This window comes from Cyanobacterium sp. Dongsha4 (assembly GCF_036345015.1).
GTDB lineage: Bacteria > Cyanobacteriota > Cyanobacteriia > Cyanobacteriales > Cyanobacteriaceae > PCC-10605.
In genome coordinates this window covers 1,348,669-1,365,152 of sequence record NZ_CP084098.1, presented here as the reverse complement: position 1 = coordinate 1,365,152, position 16,484 = coordinate 1,348,669, and the positions used below count along the sequence as shown (strand labels likewise).

Below are 16,484 nucleotides of genomic sequence, written 5' to 3'. Positions count from 1 at the left end.
TGGTAGGCAACTTCGTGTCTGGCAACAGAGTTTTATTCACTTTCTTAACTTCTCCCTAACACCCTAACACCTCAACGATAAAATGACTACTGGGTAAGTCTGCTAGGTAACAAATCCTGTCTGACTAAATCATCATAGGTTTCTCTACGAATAATTAAACTGCTTTCGCCTTCATTAACTAAAACTGCGGCGGGTCTTCCAATACGGTTGTAATTAGAAGCCATACTATAGTTATAAGCCCCTGTGGCAAATACAACTAAAATATCATTGGGGTTAGTATCTGGTAATTGAATATCTTTAATCAGAATATCCCCTGATTCGCAGTGTTTTCCCGCTACAGTAACAGTTTCACTATGTTCTTGATCCATTTTAGATGCGATCGCCATTTGATACAAGGATTGATAGGTAATTGGGCGAGGATTATCTGACATTCCCCCATCAACAGAAATATAAGTTCTCACATCAGGAATTACTTTTTTTCCTCCCACTGTATAGGCAGTAATACAAGAGGTGGCTACCATAGAGCGTCCGGGTTCGGCAATTAACTTGGGCAAAGCTAAACCTCTTTCTTCACAGGCTTTAGTTACTGCGGTGGCAACAGTTTTAACCCAATCAGCAATACTTGGAGGATCATCAGATTCAGTATAACGGATTCCTAAACCACCGCCTACATTTAACTCAGTGAGGGGTAAACCATAATCAAGGGCTTTTTTAAACCAATCTGCTAATACACCCCCTAAATCATTGTGAGGCTCAAGTTCAAAAATTTGTGAACCGATATGGGCGTGTAAACCAATACACTCAATGAAATTTTGTTCTTTGATGAATGTGAAAACAGCCTCTAATTGATTTAAGTCAAAGCCAAATTTGCTGTCAATACTACCAGTGCGGATATATTCATGGGTATGACATTCGATACCGGGGGTTAAACGAATTAAAATTTTCGCTGATTGTTCTTTTTTAGCGGTTAATTGAGCAAGAGTTTCCAATTCTAACCAATTATCAACTATAACTTTACATCCTGCATCGATAGCTAGTTCTAATTCTGCTATAGACTTATTATTTCCGTGAAGATAAATTTTTCCCTTGATGTCATCCCCATTATAGCCACTCATTTCTAAGGCTTTGGTTGTGGTGAAAAGCTCACCTCCCGAAACTACGTCAAAACCAATACCTTCACTGGCAAGAATACTCACAATTGCCATACAACTCCACGCTTTGGAGGCGTAAATAACCTGAGACTCTCCTGCGTAATATTCTTTAAAAGCATCCCGATATTGAATGGCACAGGTGCGCAATGTTTTTTCATCAAGAATGTATAAAGGAGAGCCATACTGCTCAACTAAATCTACGACATCACAACCACCAATTTCGAGGTGATTTTTATCGTTAATTTTTGCTGTGAGGGGCAATAATCTTTGGTTAGGAGAAGGTGAATTAGAGGAATTGACCAATTTTTCACCGCTTAATTTTTCCGTTAATAGCATTTACTAGACGTTATTTTTTCTATAATAGTAAGTTTATTTGTTTAATCTCTCATTTTAACTGAATTTTGATACGATTAGACTCTTTGTTAAATTGCTTTTTCTACCATAAACCCAGATTCTAATCTTGCAATAGTACACAGAAACTAAGTGATAATAGCAAATATGAGGTGTCAGGTTAAATGATTTTTAATTCTTTTTCCCTTGAGCAATAAATAGGATTTAAACAATTTTATTAATAATTTTTTATTGCTAATTTATAGTTAACAGAATGCTCTAATGATGACCAAAAATTAAGTATTTGATCACCTAATAGTTTTGGTTGAAAGTAGTGAAAAAAATGTTCTCCGTTTGGACATTGCCAGATATAATCTTCAGGTTTAAGATAAGATTTCCATTTTTCAATTTCAGACCAGAAAACCACTTGATCATCATTACTACCTGACACCATCAAAGGATAAGCCGTTTTTTCTACTGAAAAATAATCACATTTTCTATATAAAGAATGAGGAGAAAGAGAGTAAATTAGTGCTTTTTTAAGAATTTTTACTAAGGATTTTTGATAATAAAAATTACGATACCCGAATAAATATTTAGCTAAATGAGTTAAAATTGCTTCTTGATTACATTTAAAATGATTTCGCAATAAATAATAATAACTTATCCAGTCTAAAGCAGGATTAATTCCGACACCTAAAAGAGTTAAAGATTTTACTTTTTCTGGATACTTGTTCGCATACTGCAACCCTAATAGTCCACAGGTACTATGACCTACTAAATGAACAGGTTTTTTCACCATTTCCAGATAATTATTCAAAAATTCGATCGCTAAATCAAGGGAGGTGGTTTCATCTTCTGTTAGTTTATATTCCCATTGACCAATACTGACATATTGCGATAAATATTTAATTACTGGTAAATTAAAACGCATTAGGTAAGGATTTGTGCTTAACCAGAGTATATCAGGATTTTTATACATTTTACTAAAAACTTATTGAAAAAAAAGTATTAGCAAAGGATAAATAGCTATTATACCCTTATGCTTAATACTCAGTAACCGATTCTTATTGAAAACTTTTGGCATCAATTTGTTGATAACTAGCATAACTAATATCCCAATTTATTGCAAGTTATTATCATTTATTTTTCAATTCAAGTAATCATGAAACCGAGTATCAACAAATGAAGAGACGGAAAAAAGATAAATTTAAGAGGAATTTTGGGATCAAGAATCAAAAAAGAGCGTCATAACTGATATAGTTTGCCGTAAGATTAACTATTTAACTGATTGAATTGAGGAGTGTAATATGAATTCTAATTTATCATTAAAAACCAGACAAAGAAGACGAGACTATCAAGAATCTATCTCTCAAAATCGAGCCTTAAAGCAACAACAGAGACGACAAAAACGCTTAAATACAGAAAAAGCGATCGAAACTGGTTTAAAAATGACCGTTAATATTAGTATCACTGTTATTGCATTTTTTAGCGTGAAACAATTACTCCCCTATCATTTAGCACAACAAGCAAAATTAGCAGAGATAGATGGGGAAATCGCCAAAATAAAACCTCGTGTAGAGAAATTAGAGGAAGATTTTGGTAATACTTTCGATCCAAAATTAACCCGCAAAGTTATTGAAAAAAATACTTATAAAGTTGATCCTAATTTGAGTCCTATTTTTTTTATTGATAAGAAACAAAAAAGCAATTAACGATGAAGAAAAGGGCAAGGAGCAAAGAGTGAGGAGGCAAACCCTCGTTTATACCCCCTATTTAGGGGGCAAGAGGCAAAAGAAAAGTGTTTAATTAACACGCTTCCTAACCCCCCAATACCCTAAGCCCCGATTTCCTATTTCTTACCATCTGAGAAAAAATTAAGCTAATACTGCTTCAGGAGATTCCCAACGATTTAAAGTTTTACCAATAACAGATAATTCCTGCATTACTTGAACAAATCTATCAGGAGTCAAAGATTGAGGACCATCAGATAAGGCTTTTGCAGGGTTAGGATGTACTTCTATCATCAAAGAATCTGTACCTGCTGCGATCGCAGCCATTGCCATACTAGGAACGTACTCAGCCTTACCAGTACCATGACTAGGATCAATCATAATCGGTAAGTGAGTTAAAGAACGTAAAACAGGAATTACAGACAAATCAAGGACATTACGAGCATATTCTCGATCGAAAGTACGAATACCACGTTCACAAAGGATTACATTAGAATTACCCCCCGCCAAGATGTATTCCGCCGCCATTAACCATTCACTAATAGTTGCCGACATTCCTCTTTTTAAGAGAACAGGTTTGGACTGAGCCCCAATTTTTTTCAAGAGGGAGAAATTTTGCATATTTCTTGCTCCCACTTGTAATACATCAGCTACTTCAGCAATCTTGTCTAAGTCAGCAGTATCCATGACTTCTGTGATAATTCCTAATCCAGTTGCTTCTCTCGCCGCCGCTAATAATTCTAAAGCACTTTCCCCATGTCCCTGAAAAGCATAAGGAGAGGTTCTTGGTTTATAAGCACCACCTCTAAGAAACTTTGCCCCTGCCGCTTTAACTCGTTTTGCCGTTTCAACAATCATTTCCTCATTTTCTACCGAACAAGGACCGGCTACCACTACTACAGGATGATTTAAACCAAAAACTACATCACCATTAGGAGTAGGCACAACCACATCGCTAGGTTGTCCATGACGATAATCTAAACTAACTCTTTTAAAAGGTTGTTCAACTCTTAAAACACTTTCAATCCAAGGACTAATTTCTTGAATCTGTTCAGGATTTAGGGAAGCAGTTTCTCCCACTAAACCAATTACAACTTTGTGTTGTCCAACGATTTTCTCAGGTGTTAAACCCCATGTTGCCAACTCATCACCCACACGAGTGATTTCTGGTTCTGGAGTCCCCACTTTCATTACAACAATCATATTAAACTACCATTTATTAATTGACTACGGTGAAAATTCGGTTAAGGGTTATGGGTTTATAACAGTTTAATTTGGTCAAGATAGTTGACAAAGAAGACATTTAAAGGCGACATTTATGCTAATCACGCTTTGTTATTCTTCATTAAGAGATTTTTGTCGATTATTTCTCCAAGCCGAAGTAAATCTGCCAAAATTGAGGACAAACTCAGACCATCCCCACCAACTACCAACTCTTTCTTCATCCCAAGACGTTGAAAGAATACCATAACTTAAACCTAACACACCCAAACCAAATAAACCCATACTAACCAACAAAACTGCTGTATTTGGTATCTTGAACCACTCCTGACTAACAATGGCATAAAAAGCAAAGAAGGAGAAAATACCCATAGCTGTGGGAATACCACTAAAAACAGCCATTCTTCTTACCATTCTTTTACTAACCACTTCGGGAATCCCTTGAAGGGAGTCACCACTATTATTTGATTTTGCCACCTTAGACTCAGTCTGATTTCGTTGAGTTTCTTTTGGTTGACTTAAATTTTTTTCGTTAACTTTTTTATTCTTAGACTTTTTTGGTTCAAAGGGTAAAGAGTTTCTATTTGCGGGAGATGGCATAATAAAATTTACGATAAGATTTTAACCACGAATACCGAGCTTTTTAATTAACTCTTGATAATCTTGAGGTCTTTTTCTCTTAATGTAACCTAATAAACGTTTTCTTTGACCAATTAATTTTAACAATCCACGACGAGAGGAATGATCTTTTTTGTTAATTTTTAGGTGTTCTGTTAATTGACTAATTCTGGCACTGAGTAAAGCAACTTGCAACGCAGAAGAACCAGTATCAGTTTCGTGAATTTGATATAGACCAATAATTTCTTGTTTTTTCTCTTGGGTTAAACTCATTTTTACTTTTAAAAGTTTAAATACTGCAACCTATGATTATATCATAAACTGATTTTAATTAGGAACTATTTGAGTTCGGACTAAAGAATGACAATTGGAGAAGTAGGGGCTTAGGATGTTGGGATTTTAGAGAGAAATTAATTCTTAATTATTTTCAATATCAAACTTGTAGCCAACTCCCCTAACAGTGGAAATATGGCGGGTAGTCTCTGAATCCAATTCAATTTTACGGCGAATTTGTCCAATATGAACATCTACCACTCGATTATCTCCCATGGGATTACTTTGCCAAACGTTATTCACTAAATCTTCTCTACTCCAGACTCGATTGGGATTACTGGCTAAAAAATATAGTAAGTCAAATTCAAGACTTGTTAAAGTAATTGATTGAGTTTTTACTTTTACCTCCCTTGTATCTGGATTGATAACTAAATCACCAAAATTGAGAATTTCTCCCCCTACGGTTTTAATGGTTCTTCGACGACGTAAAATAGCTTGTATTCTGAATTCTAATTCTTCTAAATCAAAGGGTTTGGTTAAGTAATCATCAGCCCCTGTGGAAAAACCTTTTTTCTTATCTTCTACATCAGTGCGACTGGTGAGCATTAATACAAATACGTCATTGTTTTCCTGCATTTCTGCACAAAGATTATATCCAAGAGTGTCAGGTAAATTAATATCAAGAATTACTAAGTCTGGATGGAAATGTTTAAAAATATCTCTTGCTTTTTGTCCGTCATTAGCATATTCAACTAAATATTGTTTTTGTTTAAGAAAACGAGTTATTAAATTAGTGATATGAATATCATCATCAACTACCAATATTTTTGCCAAAGCTAGTTCCATTTTTTGTTTTCTTATCTATTAGGGAGAAAAATATTATCAAAAAGATTTACTTTACTGAAAGATTGATTTGTAAGTTTGTATCCTTCAGTCATCAGTAAATTTACTGAACTTACACTGAATTTTAAATAATCTTTACTTAATAATCCTACCCTATAACTTTCCCCAAAAGAAACTAATTGTTAATTTTCCGCTTATCGAGTTGATCTGTTTGAATATAATAAGTAGTGTTATCTTGAAATAATCATCTAAAAATTTATTAACTTTTTTCTCGCTAACTTAAATCAATATCAGGAATTGGAGGAGTAAATGAGTATGAGTGAGTTGAATCCTTATGAACAATTAGGAGTAAAGGAGGATGCTTCTTTTGAAGAGATACAAAAAGCTAAAAAAAAGTTGAAGGATAAATACGAAAATAATCCTCAACAATTGGAAAATATCGAGGTTGCTTATGATGCTATCATTATGCAAAGGTTACGTTTAAGACAGGAAGGAAAAATAAAAGTACCTGAACAAATTCGCTTTCCTGAAAAAACTGTAGAACCGAAAAAAGTGGCAGTTATTTCTAATGCTCAAAAGACGGCAAATATTTCTCTCTGGTTTAATAATATAATTGACCAACCTTCTGGGAAAGAAATATTAATCAATAGTTTAATTTTTTTGGTTTTAATTGTTATTAGTATTTTTAATAATAGTAGTGAAACTTTGCCTTTACTTTTAACGGTGGGAGTAGGTACTGGTTTTGCTGTTTTATATCGTAAACAAAAGGCTTTTTGGCGTTCCGTAGGGATAACTTTTATTACTTTTATTGTTGGTGTTTGTCTGGCAAATGTTATATTTAGTTTATCTCTTAATGCTGGATTAAATTTAAGTCTTTCTGCAGAACAATTTGCATCTTTATTTACTTTCTGTTTATTATGGTTGGTTAGCAATTTTACTCGCTAATTTTTCTGGTTAAAATTAATTGGTAATTATTGCAATTACCTTTTAAATTTTATCTTTTTTAATGTTACTTATTACTTAATTTTTATGTAAGTAAAGAATTATAATTTAATGAAAATTAAGGATTTAATTGTGAATTGTGCCATCGGGCATTACTGTACCTTTTAAATTACAGTTTTCTATGTTAGTTCCTGTTAAATTAGCTTTTTCTAGGTTTGCTTTTCTTAAATCACAGTTATCTAAATTAGCATAAACTAAAGAAGAATTGATTAGATTAGCTTTTTTGAGGTTGGCATTGGTTAAGTTAACATGACTTAAATTGGCTTGTGCAAGATTAGCTTTTTCTAGGTTTGAGTTTTGTAAGTCACTACCTTCTAAATCAGCTTGATAAAGATTTGCTTTGGTCAAATTTACTCCTTTTATTTCAGCGTTAATTATTCTTGTTTCACTTAAGTCTGCTTGGGATAAATTTGTGATTTCTTTTTTGCTTTTACTGCTTAAATTAGCTTGGGTTAAATCTGCTTGGGATAGATTTGCTTTTTGTAAGTTTGTGACGGTTAAATTCGTTTGAATCAATTTGGCAGATATAAAATGCGATCGAGATAAGTTACTGTTATTTAGTTTACTATAACTTAAGTTAGCATTGTTTAATTGAGCTTGGGAAAAATCACTATTGCTTAAATTACTTCTTTTTAAATTGCTATGGGATATGTTAGCTTGTTTAAAATTAGTTTTTATGGCTATTGTATTTTCTAAATTAGCAAAAGATAAGTCAGCTTGATTCAAGTTTGCTTGAGATATGTTATTGTTTTTCAAATTAGCTTGATGTAAGTTTGATGCTTTCAAATTTGCCTTTTGTAAATCAATTTTTTTAGAGTTAAAATGATATTTCTCTAAGTCACATTTTACACATTTGTGATAGTTTTCTAACTTTAGTAGATCTTCTTTTTGATAAGCGTAAGCATTTAGAGGATTTTGGCAGAAACAAAAAACGATACTTATTAAAAACACCAATATAGTTAATAGTTGTTTATTTTTGTTCATAATATATAATGGAATATCTAACTCTTTTGTTTTGTATGTTATATCATATTTTAAACCCATTTTTTTATATTATTAATAATTAGTAATATCTGCCATAGGTATAAGAGAAAAGACAATAATGTATTTAAGTAAATTAAATTTAAACTATTTTCGTAACTATATTCAATCAGAAATTAATTTCTCTAGTAATAAGATAATTATTTTGGGAAATAATGCCCAAGGAAAGTCTAATTTATTAGAAGCAATACAGCTACTATCTTGTTTAAAAAGTCATCGTACTAATAAAGATTTAGATTTAGTTTACCGCGATCGCATCTATGGTGAAATAAAAGGAGAAATTACTCGTAACTATGCAGATTATAGTTTAAGTATCTTATTTCCCGCAAAAGGTAAAAGAGAATTAAAAGTAAATTATGAAAAAATATCTCGAAATATAGATTTTTTAGGTATTGTTAATACAGTTTTATTTTCTAGTTTAGACCTTGATTTGGTGAAAGGTTCTCCCGAATATAGAAGAAATTGGGTGGATAACCTTTTATTACAATTAGAGCCAGTTTTTAGCTATATTATTAAAGAATATAATCACGTTTTAAAGCAAAGAAATAGTTTATTAAAAAGATTGAAAAAACAAGGTATAACTAATTATGAAGATTTATCTCAGACCACTATTTTAGAACTTAATATATGGGAAAATAAACTAATTGAAAATGCCTGTAGAGTAATGCGCAGAAGAAAAAGAGTTTTAAATAAATTAGAACCATTAGCAAGATTATGGCATGATAAAATTAGTAATCAAACAGAAAAATTAGAAATTATTTATCATCCTAATGTAACTTATCATCGTGATGATATAGAGGAAATTAAACAAAAAATTCAAAGGGAAATTGAAGAGAAAAGAAACACAGAATTATTAACGGGAGTAACATTAGTCGGTCCTCATCGTGATGAAATAGAATTTGTAATTAATAAAGGTGTAGCCAGAAATTATGGCTCTCAAGGACAACAACGAACATTAGTTCTATCTCTTAAATTAGGGGAATTACAATTAATTGAACAGATTATCGGAGAAACTCCTTTGCTACTATTAGATGATGTAATGGCAGAATTGGATTTACAAAGACAAAAACAGCTATTAGATTGTTTGGGAAATCGTTTTCAAACTTTTATTACAACCACTCATCTCAATTATTTTGACGATAAATTACTACAGGAAGCGCAAATTATTCGGGTGGAAAAAGGTAAAATTGTATAGTAATCATCTTTGAATTGAGGATGTTTTTCGCTGTGGAAATTGAGAATATAGAAATAATATTTTTTCGATTTTCTTAACTATCATTAACCAAATCATAATCTATTTATAATTTTTAGAGGCCATTTCTAAGTTTGATAATAGGATAGAAAAAATTTTGAAAGCGATCGAATTTTAGTTTTATCATATTAGTGATAATTATTAACTGTAGGTACTCTCTGTTAGCAGAATCCCATTAAATCAGCACTATTAAGGCAAAAAAATTTCCATGACTGACTATAACCCGAAAAACTTTTTAATTTTGGCGGTAGATGACAATTCAGTAAATAGAATTCTGATTGAGAAAATACTTCGTAAAGAAGGCTATCAAGCCAAAATTTTAGCCCATAGTCAAGAAGTTTTACCATATATGGAACAAATTAACCCTGACTTAATTTTACTCGATTTAATGATGCCTAATATAAATGGTTTAGAATTATGTCAACAAATAAAACTTAATCCTCATTTTCAAGATATTCCCGTCATTTTTATTACAGCTAGTGATGAAAAACAAGATTTATTAAAGGCTTTTGACTTAGGAGCGGTAGATTATATTACAAAACCGTTTCATAACCGTGAGTTATTAGCCAGAATCAAAACTCATTTAGAGTTAAAATTCACCAGAGATGAATTAAAAAAAGCCTTAGTAGAATTGGAAAAACTAGCAACAACAGATGAATTAACAGGAATATCAAATCGTCGTCATTTTAGTGCTTTAGCAGAAAGAGAATTTAATCTAGCAAAAAGACAAAAAAGATATTTTGCATTATTAATTTTAGACATTGATTATTTTAAAAAAATTAATGACTCTCATGGCCATATTGCTGGAGATTTTGTCATTAAATCTGTGGCCAAACAATGTGTTTTATCAATTCGCCAAGAAGATTTATGCGCCCGTTGGGGGGGAGAAGAGTTTATCATTTTTCTATCTGAAAGTATGTTGGAAGATGGCATTGCAGTAGCAAAGCGTTTACGTCAAGACATAGAAGAATTATCCGTTATGTTTGAATCTGAGAAGATAAAAGTCACCGTGAGTATTGGTGTTACTGTATATAACCCCGAAGACAAAAATGTAAACCAAACTATTATTCGTGGTGATATGGCATTATATCAGGCAAAAAATAGCGGTAGGAATAGAGTAGTAGATGAGAATGGTGTCTGTTATTTTTAAATTCCTTTATCTTGGCTCTTCAGAGTGTGGTTATGATAAATTAAGGGCAAGAGACAATAGTGTTTAAATATTATTTAATGAGTGCAAAAGTGCTTATCAAACACCAATAAGTTACACGACGAGAAGTAATAGAGCCTTTATCTTTTGATTTTGCTGATAATTTTTTTGATGATTTGCCATCTATTTTTTTTGATTAAAGGAATATTTTTTTGATACTTTTGTTGATGTAAAAAAAACTCATTTATCTCTGATAAAATATGTTTAAATCGAACTTCTATAGATTCAATGCGGTAGGGTTTTAATAGCTGTTCATAATCATTATCTTGCCAATTATTAACCACTTTTAAAATTCTTTGAACATCATATTCTTGAGAATAAACCCTTAATTTATAGCTGTTAAAACTAGGATCTAAATAATCTGATAAAGCGTCATTTACACTGGAAAAAACTGTGCAACCACAAGCCATTGCTTCTAGGGGAGGTAAACCAAAACCTTCTGTTGCTCCTGCTTGAATCCAATATTCACTTGAGTCATAAAGATAGACTTTACTTTGATTAAATAATGTACCTAAATCCTCTACCCATGAATCAATTAAAAATAAATTACAGTGAGGTTTTAAGGCTGGTATTAATTGTTTAAGTAAATATTGAGAGGATTTTCTTTTTTGTATTAAAACATCAATGGGGCGCTCTTGATGTCGATTTTGATATTGAGGGGAAATTTCGTTTGGTAAATGGAAAATGAGGGAATTGGGGGCATATCTTCCCCAGTAGGCTTGAGAATGTTTACTGACGGCGATTATTGGTACTTGTGGCGGTATTTCAAATTTATAACCCGTACTATGTGCTATGTAAACAACATTGTGATGTTTAAGTTTTGTTAAGAGTTTGTTTATATGAGGTCCCCAGTGAATAACATAAATATCAGAATTAGCCGTGGAAGTCTGTTTAATTATATCCTCTAAGTACAAAACACCCTTTTCTTTGCGTTCGTAGGTGACAGGATAAGCATTAGTAAGAGATTGTGCGATCGCCATAAATTTCATTTGAGCAATATGACCACCACTATTAATGTGCATTTGAGGAAAGAGAAAATAAAGATTCATAGGGGAATAGTAAACTGAGAAAAAAGGTGTCAGGTGTCAGGTGTCAGGTTTCAGGTTTCAGGTGAACAAGTTTTCTTCCCACTCCCTACTCCCCTAATTTGAAAATTCACTCATTACTCATTACTCACTGCCGGGGCGTGGCATAGGAAAAATCGGTTTTTTATTGAGTTGCTTTAGCCAGAAACCACCGATGACAGCAATAATTAAAGCTATCCATCCAGTAGCAGATTGTAAGAGTAAAAAGCCACCGATAGCTAACATTAAACCAAATAGTAGTAACACTGAAGCAATAACTTTTAGACAATCTAGTTGTAAATTTTGTAAGGGGCTTATTCCCGTAGTTTCCCGTTGTTTTTGCCACCCAATTCCAGCCGGGCGCACTCTTAAATAAAATTTGTTGAGGGTTTCTTCTGACTCTGGGGGAGTGAGATACATGGCAGTAATCCAAATAATGGCAGTTGAGCCAGAAATAATCATTAATCGATAACCAAAATCTGAGGGAAAAATGTTCAAGTTGGGAATGACGCTAGTTAAACCAATGATAAATCCTGCCACCATTGCCGCCAATTCTGCTGTGGCATTAATGCGCCACCAATACCATCTTAAAATTAACACTAATCCGGGACCTGTGCCGATGGAAATTACTAGGCGGAAAATAGTTGTGATGTCTTTTGCATAAAAAGCTGCGATCGCACCGAAGAATGTAACTAAAATAGAAGCTATCCTACCCGCAAAAACTAATTGAGTTTGAGAGGCATTGGGAGCAAAAAAACGGCGATATAAGTCATTGGTGATGTAAGAAGCCCCCCAGTTAATAGAGGTAGAAACAGTGCTCATAAAAGCGGCAATTAACGAAGCTACCACAATCCCTAAGATAACAGGGGGAAGAAAATCAAGCATCAACTTCGGATAGGCTAATTCTGGATCTTCTAAGTTAGGATAGATAACAATACCGACTAATGCCACCAAAATCCAAGGCCAAGTACGGATAATATAATTAAGGATATTGAAAAACCATGCCGCTTTCTCTGCCTCTGCCTCATCCTTGACAGAAACCAATCTTTGGATAAACTCCCCTCCCCCATCGCTACGACGAAAACTCCACCACTGCACCAATAAATAAGCAGAAAAGGTGCTTAAACTGATTCCTGCCACATCACTCCATTGCCAATTCAATAACCCTTCTCCTTTCATCAAAGGCACAAAGGAAAGTACATCAATATCTGTGGCTTTTTGCACCGCCGGTACTAACTCATGAATACCACCTACATGATTCACGGCCACCACAGCAACTGCGATCGCGCCAAAGAGAGCCAGAAAAAATTGAAAAAAGTCTGTTACCACCACTCCCCACAATCCCGAAAAACCAGAATATATTAAAACAAAAATACTAACTGCCACCACACTCCATAACTTACCGCTTTCTCCCACATTTAAACCCAGACTTTCCCATAATTGCAGTGCAGAAACCACCTTAACCATAGCTAACATAGCATAACCAATGCCAATACAGTTAATTGGCACAGCGAATAAAAAGGCTTTAGTTGCCCTCAATACCGCCGCCATTTTTCCTCCATAGCGAATTTCCGTTAACTCCGCATCGGTAACAATTTCCGCCCTCCGCCATAGTCTAGCAAAAATATAAATTAAGACAATATGGGCAACACCAAAACTCCACCATTCCCAATTACCAGCAATACCCCTTGTAGCTACTACACCGCAAATATAAAGGGGAGTGTCAATAGAAAAAGTTGTTGCCGCCATACTTGTACCTGCCAACCACCAAGAAAGATTTCTACCTGATACGAAAAAATCTTCCATACTTTTTGAGGCTTGTTTAGAAAGATAAACTCCAAGTACCATTGTGGCAATGAGATAACAAATAACAACAATCCAATCTATAGTCTGCATAGTCCAATTAGTAATTAGCAGTTAGTAATTAGTCATTATTATCTAAAATTTGATACTTGTCACCTATTACCTAAGACATATTTACTATGTTACCGATTGCCTAGCACTTGCCGACGATTTAGATGAGTCGTAGTTTAAAAATGGTAACAAGGGTTAATGTGTGGCACAATTTGTTATTGCCCACTAACTAACTGATTTAATTATAGGGATGAACATAGTAGAGCGTTTTCGATTAGGTTTAGCGGTAGCTACTGCCAAAATAGTTACAGGATTAGTAAAGACGTTTAAATTAGGGGCGGCTAGTGTTTTACCGGGGGAAATATCTCGCCGTCTCTATCCTCGCTTATTACAACTTTTATCTCAACAGTTTCGAGGAGGATTAATTCTGGTTGTCGGCACTAACGGAAAAACAACCACTTCTTTACTGCTTAAAGATATTTTAGTCCACAAGGGCTATCTCGTTATTCATAATTCCACAGGGGCAAATTTAATTAATGGCTTAATTACCTGTTTAGTTACCAATAGCAACTTATGGGGAATTTTGTCCGCAGATTATGGCATTTTAGAAGTAGATGAAAACGTTTTACCTCTAGTATTAAAAGAATGCCAACCTAGTCATATTTTAGCTCTTAATTTATTCCGAGATCAGTTAGATAGATATGGAGAAGTTGATACCATTAGTTACCGTTGGCAAAATGCAATTACTCCTTTAAATAAAGATACTTATATTATTATTAATGGGGATGATCCTACCTTGTGTTATTTAGGGCAGAATTTACCACAAAAAGTATGTTATTTTGGCTTAAATGAACCTGAATTATATTTAGACGAAATTCCCCACGCTGTTGATTCTATTTATTGTCCTAAATGTGGCACATCTCTTGAATATAAAGGGGTTTATATTTCTCATTTAGGAGATTATGACTGTCCTAGTTGTGATTTTACTAAGAGTAAATTATCGGTAAATAGCAAAGAATGGTCACAAATTTTAATAGGAGTTTACAATAAATATAACACTTTAGCGGCTGGTTTAACTGCTGAAACCATTGGCATTGAAAGAGACATAATTAATGATACTATTCACAACTTTAAAGCCGCATTCGGAAGGGCAGAAGAATTAACCATTCAAGACAAAAATATTCGCATTTTACTCTCTAAAAATCCTGTGGGGATGAATGAAACTATTAGGGCAGTAAATGACATCAGAGAAATTAATCCTCAAAGCACTATTTTAATGGTTTTAAACGATCGCACCCCTGATGGTACAGATGTTTCATGGATTTGGGATGTAGATACAGAAAAGTTGGTTGCGGGTGGGGGAAATATTGTGGTAAGCGGCGATCGCCTCTATGATATGGCATTAAGATTAAAGTATAGTCTGGATACTCTTAACTCTAATTTGAATTTAATCATCGAAGAGAAATTATCCCAAGCTATTAATAAAGCCCTTGAATTAACGGCGGTGGGTGAAACTTTATATATTATTCCCACCTATTCAGCCATGTTAGAAGTGAGAAAAATACTATTAGGGCGAGAAATTCTTTAAGATGGAAAAACGAGGAATTAGGAATTAACAATCAGTAATTAGATTAAGTTGAGGAAATAAATCTACACTGAACATAAAATGTTAAGCCTTGGAGAAATACTTTAATCTCCTGTTTTTTGACCTTTTACCTTTCTTTTACTCCTAATTACTAATTGAGTTTTGTCTTTAATTAAAATTATTTTTTCTTCGATAAAAAGGCTTCTTCACTATCTTAGCAGGATAAAGTTTACCCCTAATTTCTACTTCTAATTTCTGCCCTATTTTACTATAATTATAGGGAACATAACCAAGTGCGATCGCATCTTCTAGGGTAGGGGATAGAGTTCCACTTGTAATTTCTCCTATCACCTCTCCATTAACCAAAATGGGATAACCATGACGGGCGATATATTTACCTTCCATCACTAAAGCAACTAACTTTTTCTTAACCCCTTCTTGTTTCTGTTGTGCAATAATATCTTTGCCGATAAAATCATGATCAAGATTAATTAACCATCCTAAACCTGCTTCTATGGGGGTAATTTCTTCATTCATATCTTGACCATAAAGACACATAGCCGCCTCTAAACGAAGAGTATCTCTAGCCCCTAAACCACAAGGAATAACACCATTGTCAAGGAAATAATACCACAATTTTTGTGCTACGTCAGGAGTTGTCATAATCTCAAAACCATCTTCTCCCGTATATCCTGTTCGAGCAATAAAAACTGGTTCTTCATAGAGGGTGGTATCTAAGTGAGAAAAGCTAGGAAATTGACTTAAATCTTCGTTAATCAGATGATTGAGGATGTTTACTCCATTTTTGCCCTGTAAGGCAATTAAAGCTAATTCAGAGGATTTATCGGTAAGTTTAACATTTTTTGCAATGAGGTTTTCTGTTAACCATTGCCAATCTTTGTCCTTGGTAGCCGCATTAACAATTAAGACGGCAGATTCAATTTCTAGCTCGTTTGCTCCTTGATAGTAAAAAATAATATCATCAATGATGCCCCCATGATGATTTAACAAAACTGTATATTGAGCCTTTCCTGATTCTAAATTTCTTAAGTCTGTAGGCACAAGATAGGTGAATTTTTCCCGTAATTGTTTCCCTTCGAGAAAGAATTTCCCCATGTGAGAAATATCAAACATTCCTACGGATTCCCTAACGGCTTGATGTTCTTTTTTTAAGCCACTATATTGCAAAGCCATTTCCCAACCTGCAAAATCGGTAAATTTCGCCTTACATTCATGGGATAAAGAATATAGAGGGGTGCGTAGGAGGTTAGATGATTGTGTCACGGGTAATTGTTAAGGATAGATAATTT

Annotated in this window: 15 protein-coding genes; 5 read left to right on the top strand and 10 right to left on the bottom strand. The window is 33.7% G+C overall.

What is annotated here, in order from left to right; all coding sequences use genetic code 11:
• Positions 1–86 precede the first annotated feature (86 nt).
• Positions 87–1,487 (bottom strand): diaminopimelate decarboxylase, encoded by a 1,401-nt coding sequence (gene lysA / locus Dongsha4_RS05745; protein WP_330204763.1) that lies wholly within the window; start codon positions 1,485–1,487, stop codon positions 87–89.
• 232 nt (positions 1,488–1,719) lie between these two features.
• A complete protein-coding gene (locus Dongsha4_RS05740; RefSeq protein ID WP_330204762.1) occupies positions 1,720–2,463 on the bottom strand; it encodes an alpha/beta fold hydrolase in 744 nt (247 codons plus the stop codon).
• Positions 2,464–2,791: 328 nt separating this feature from the next.
• Between Dongsha4_RS05740 and Dongsha4_RS05735 the strand changes: the two genes are divergently transcribed.
• Positions 2,792–3,196, top strand: a complete 405-nt coding sequence (locus tag Dongsha4_RS05735; protein WP_330204761.1) for a hypothetical protein — start codon at positions 2,792–2,794, stop codon at positions 3,194–3,196.
• 162 nt (positions 3,197–3,358) lie between these two features.
• Here the strand turns inward: Dongsha4_RS05735 and aroF are convergent, their stop codons facing one another.
• From aroF to Dongsha4_RS05715, 4 genes are all read right to left on the bottom strand, one after another.
• Entirely contained in the window at positions 3,359–4,417 is a 1,059-nt protein-coding gene (aroF, locus tag Dongsha4_RS05730; protein WP_330204760.1) for a 3-deoxy-7-phosphoheptulonate synthase, read from the bottom strand.
• A 132-nt stretch (positions 4,418–4,549) separates the two neighbouring features.
• On the bottom strand, positions 4,550–5,035 hold the full coding sequence (locus Dongsha4_RS05725; RefSeq protein ID WP_330204759.1) for a PAM68 family protein: 486 nt from the start codon (positions 5,033–5,035) through the stop codon (positions 4,550–4,552).
• Between the two features lie 21 nt (positions 5,036–5,056).
• On the bottom strand, positions 5,057–5,326 hold the full coding sequence (rpsO, locus tag Dongsha4_RS05720) for a 30S ribosomal protein S15 (protein ID WP_330204758.1): 270 nt from the start codon (positions 5,324–5,326) through the stop codon (positions 5,057–5,059).
• A gap of 144 nt (positions 5,327–5,470) precedes the next feature.
• The gene (locus Dongsha4_RS05715) at positions 5,471–6,172 is read right to left on the bottom strand and encodes a response regulator transcription factor (protein WP_330204757.1); all 702 of its coding nucleotides are present in this window, start codon (positions 6,170–6,172) and stop codon (positions 5,471–5,473) included.
• A gap of 312 nt (positions 6,173–6,484) precedes the next feature.
• Here Dongsha4_RS05715 and Dongsha4_RS05710 point away from each other — a divergent pair, with 312 nt between their 5' ends.
• The gene (locus Dongsha4_RS05710; RefSeq protein WP_330204756.1) at positions 6,485–7,114 is read left to right on the top strand and encodes a CPP1-like family protein; all 630 of its coding nucleotides are present in this window, start codon (positions 6,485–6,487) and stop codon (positions 7,112–7,114) included.
• Positions 7,115–7,237: 123 nt separating this feature from the next.
• On the opposite strand, the gene Dongsha4_RS05705 is transcribed toward Dongsha4_RS05710, so the two are convergent.
• Positions 7,238–8,155, bottom strand: coding sequence for a pentapeptide repeat-containing protein (locus Dongsha4_RS05705; RefSeq protein ID WP_330204755.1), 918 nt, complete (start codon positions 8,153–8,155; stop codon positions 7,238–7,240).
• Positions 8,156–8,273: 118 nt separating this feature from the next.
• Here Dongsha4_RS05705 and recF point away from each other — a divergent pair, with 118 nt between their 5' ends.
• Both recF and Dongsha4_RS05695 read left to right on the top strand, forming a co-directional pair.
• Positions 8,274–9,407, top strand: coding sequence for a DNA replication/repair protein RecF (gene recF / locus Dongsha4_RS05700; RefSeq protein ID WP_330204754.1), 1,134 nt, complete (start codon positions 8,274–8,276; stop codon positions 9,405–9,407).
• Between the two features lie 265 nt (positions 9,408–9,672).
• Positions 9,673–10,614 carry a diguanylate cyclase gene (locus Dongsha4_RS05695; RefSeq protein ID WP_330204753.1) on the top strand — a complete coding sequence of 314 codons (942 nt, stop codon included), beginning with the start codon at positions 9,673–9,675 and terminating at the stop codon, positions 10,612–10,614.
• Between the two features lie 137 nt (positions 10,615–10,751).
• On the opposite strand, the gene Dongsha4_RS05690 is transcribed toward Dongsha4_RS05695, so the two are convergent.
• The gene (locus tag Dongsha4_RS05690; protein ID WP_330204752.1) at positions 10,752–11,720 is read right to left on the bottom strand and encodes a glycosyltransferase; all 969 of its coding nucleotides are present in this window, start codon (positions 11,718–11,720) and stop codon (positions 10,752–10,754) included.
• A gap of 120 nt (positions 11,721–11,840) precedes the next feature.
• The gene (locus tag Dongsha4_RS05685) at positions 11,841–13,631 is read right to left on the bottom strand and encodes a sodium:solute symporter family protein (RefSeq protein ID WP_330204751.1); all 1,791 of its coding nucleotides are present in this window, start codon (positions 13,629–13,631) and stop codon (positions 11,841–11,843) included.
• 208 nt (positions 13,632–13,839) lie between these two features.
• Here Dongsha4_RS05685 and Dongsha4_RS05680 point away from each other — a divergent pair, with 208 nt between their 5' ends.
• The gene (locus Dongsha4_RS05680) at positions 13,840–15,177 is read left to right on the top strand and encodes a Mur ligase family protein (protein ID WP_330204750.1); all 1,338 of its coding nucleotides are present in this window, start codon (positions 13,840–13,842) and stop codon (positions 15,175–15,177) included.
• Positions 15,178–15,342: 165 nt separating this feature from the next.
• Here the strand turns inward: Dongsha4_RS05680 and gcvT are convergent, their stop codons facing one another.
• Positions 15,343–16,458, bottom strand: a complete 1,116-nt coding sequence (gene gcvT, locus Dongsha4_RS05675; RefSeq protein ID WP_330204749.1) for a glycine cleavage system aminomethyltransferase GcvT — start codon at positions 16,456–16,458, stop codon at positions 15,343–15,345.
• Between the last annotated feature and the right edge of the window lie 26 nt (positions 16,459–16,484).

Excerpts from the sequence above, each read along its gene's own strand:
- recF (WP_330204754.1), top strand. The coding sequence starts at position 8,274 with ATGTATTTAAGTAAATTAAATTTAAACTATTTTCGTAACTATATTCAA.
- Dongsha4_RS05680 (WP_330204750.1), top strand. The coding sequence starts at position 13,840 with ATGAACATAGTAGAGCGTTTTCGATTAGGTTTAGCGGTAGCTACTGCC.
- rpsO (WP_330204758.1), bottom strand. The coding sequence starts at position 5,326 with ATGAGTTTAACCCAAGAGAAAAAACAAGAAATTATTGGTCTATATCAA.
- Dongsha4_RS05710 (WP_330204756.1), top strand. The coding sequence starts at position 6,485 with ATGAGTGAGTTGAATCCTTATGAACAATTAGGAGTAAAGGAGGATGCT.
- lysA (WP_330204763.1), bottom strand. The coding sequence starts at position 1,487 with ATGCTATTAACGGAAAAATTAAGCGGTGAAAAATTGGTCAATTCCTCT.
- Dongsha4_RS05735 (WP_330204761.1), top strand. The coding sequence starts at position 2,792 with ATGAATTCTAATTTATCATTAAAAACCAGACAAAGAAGACGAGACTAT.
- Dongsha4_RS05740 (WP_330204762.1), bottom strand. The coding sequence starts at position 2,463 with ATGTATAAAAATCCTGATATACTCTGGTTAAGCACAAATCCTTACCTA.
- Dongsha4_RS05715 (WP_330204757.1), bottom strand. The coding sequence starts at position 6,172 with ATGGAACTAGCTTTGGCAAAAATATTGGTAGTTGATGATGATATTCAT.
- Dongsha4_RS05695 (WP_330204753.1), top strand. The coding sequence starts at position 9,673 with ATGACTGACTATAACCCGAAAAACTTTTTAATTTTGGCGGTAGATGAC.
- Dongsha4_RS05705 (WP_330204755.1), bottom strand. The coding sequence starts at position 8,155 with ATGAACAAAAATAAACAACTATTAACTATATTGGTGTTTTTAATAAGT.
- aroF (WP_330204760.1), bottom strand. The coding sequence starts at position 4,417 with ATGATTGTTGTAATGAAAGTGGGGACTCCAGAACCAGAAATCACTCGT.
- Dongsha4_RS05725 (WP_330204759.1), bottom strand. The coding sequence starts at position 5,035 with ATGCCATCTCCCGCAAATAGAAACTCTTTACCCTTTGAACCAAAAAAG.
- Dongsha4_RS05685 (WP_330204751.1), bottom strand. The coding sequence starts at position 13,631 with ATGCAGACTATAGATTGGATTGTTGTTATTTGTTATCTCATTGCCACA.
- Dongsha4_RS05690 (WP_330204752.1), bottom strand. The coding sequence starts at position 11,720 with ATGAATCTTTATTTTCTCTTTCCTCAAATGCACATTAATAGTGGTGGT.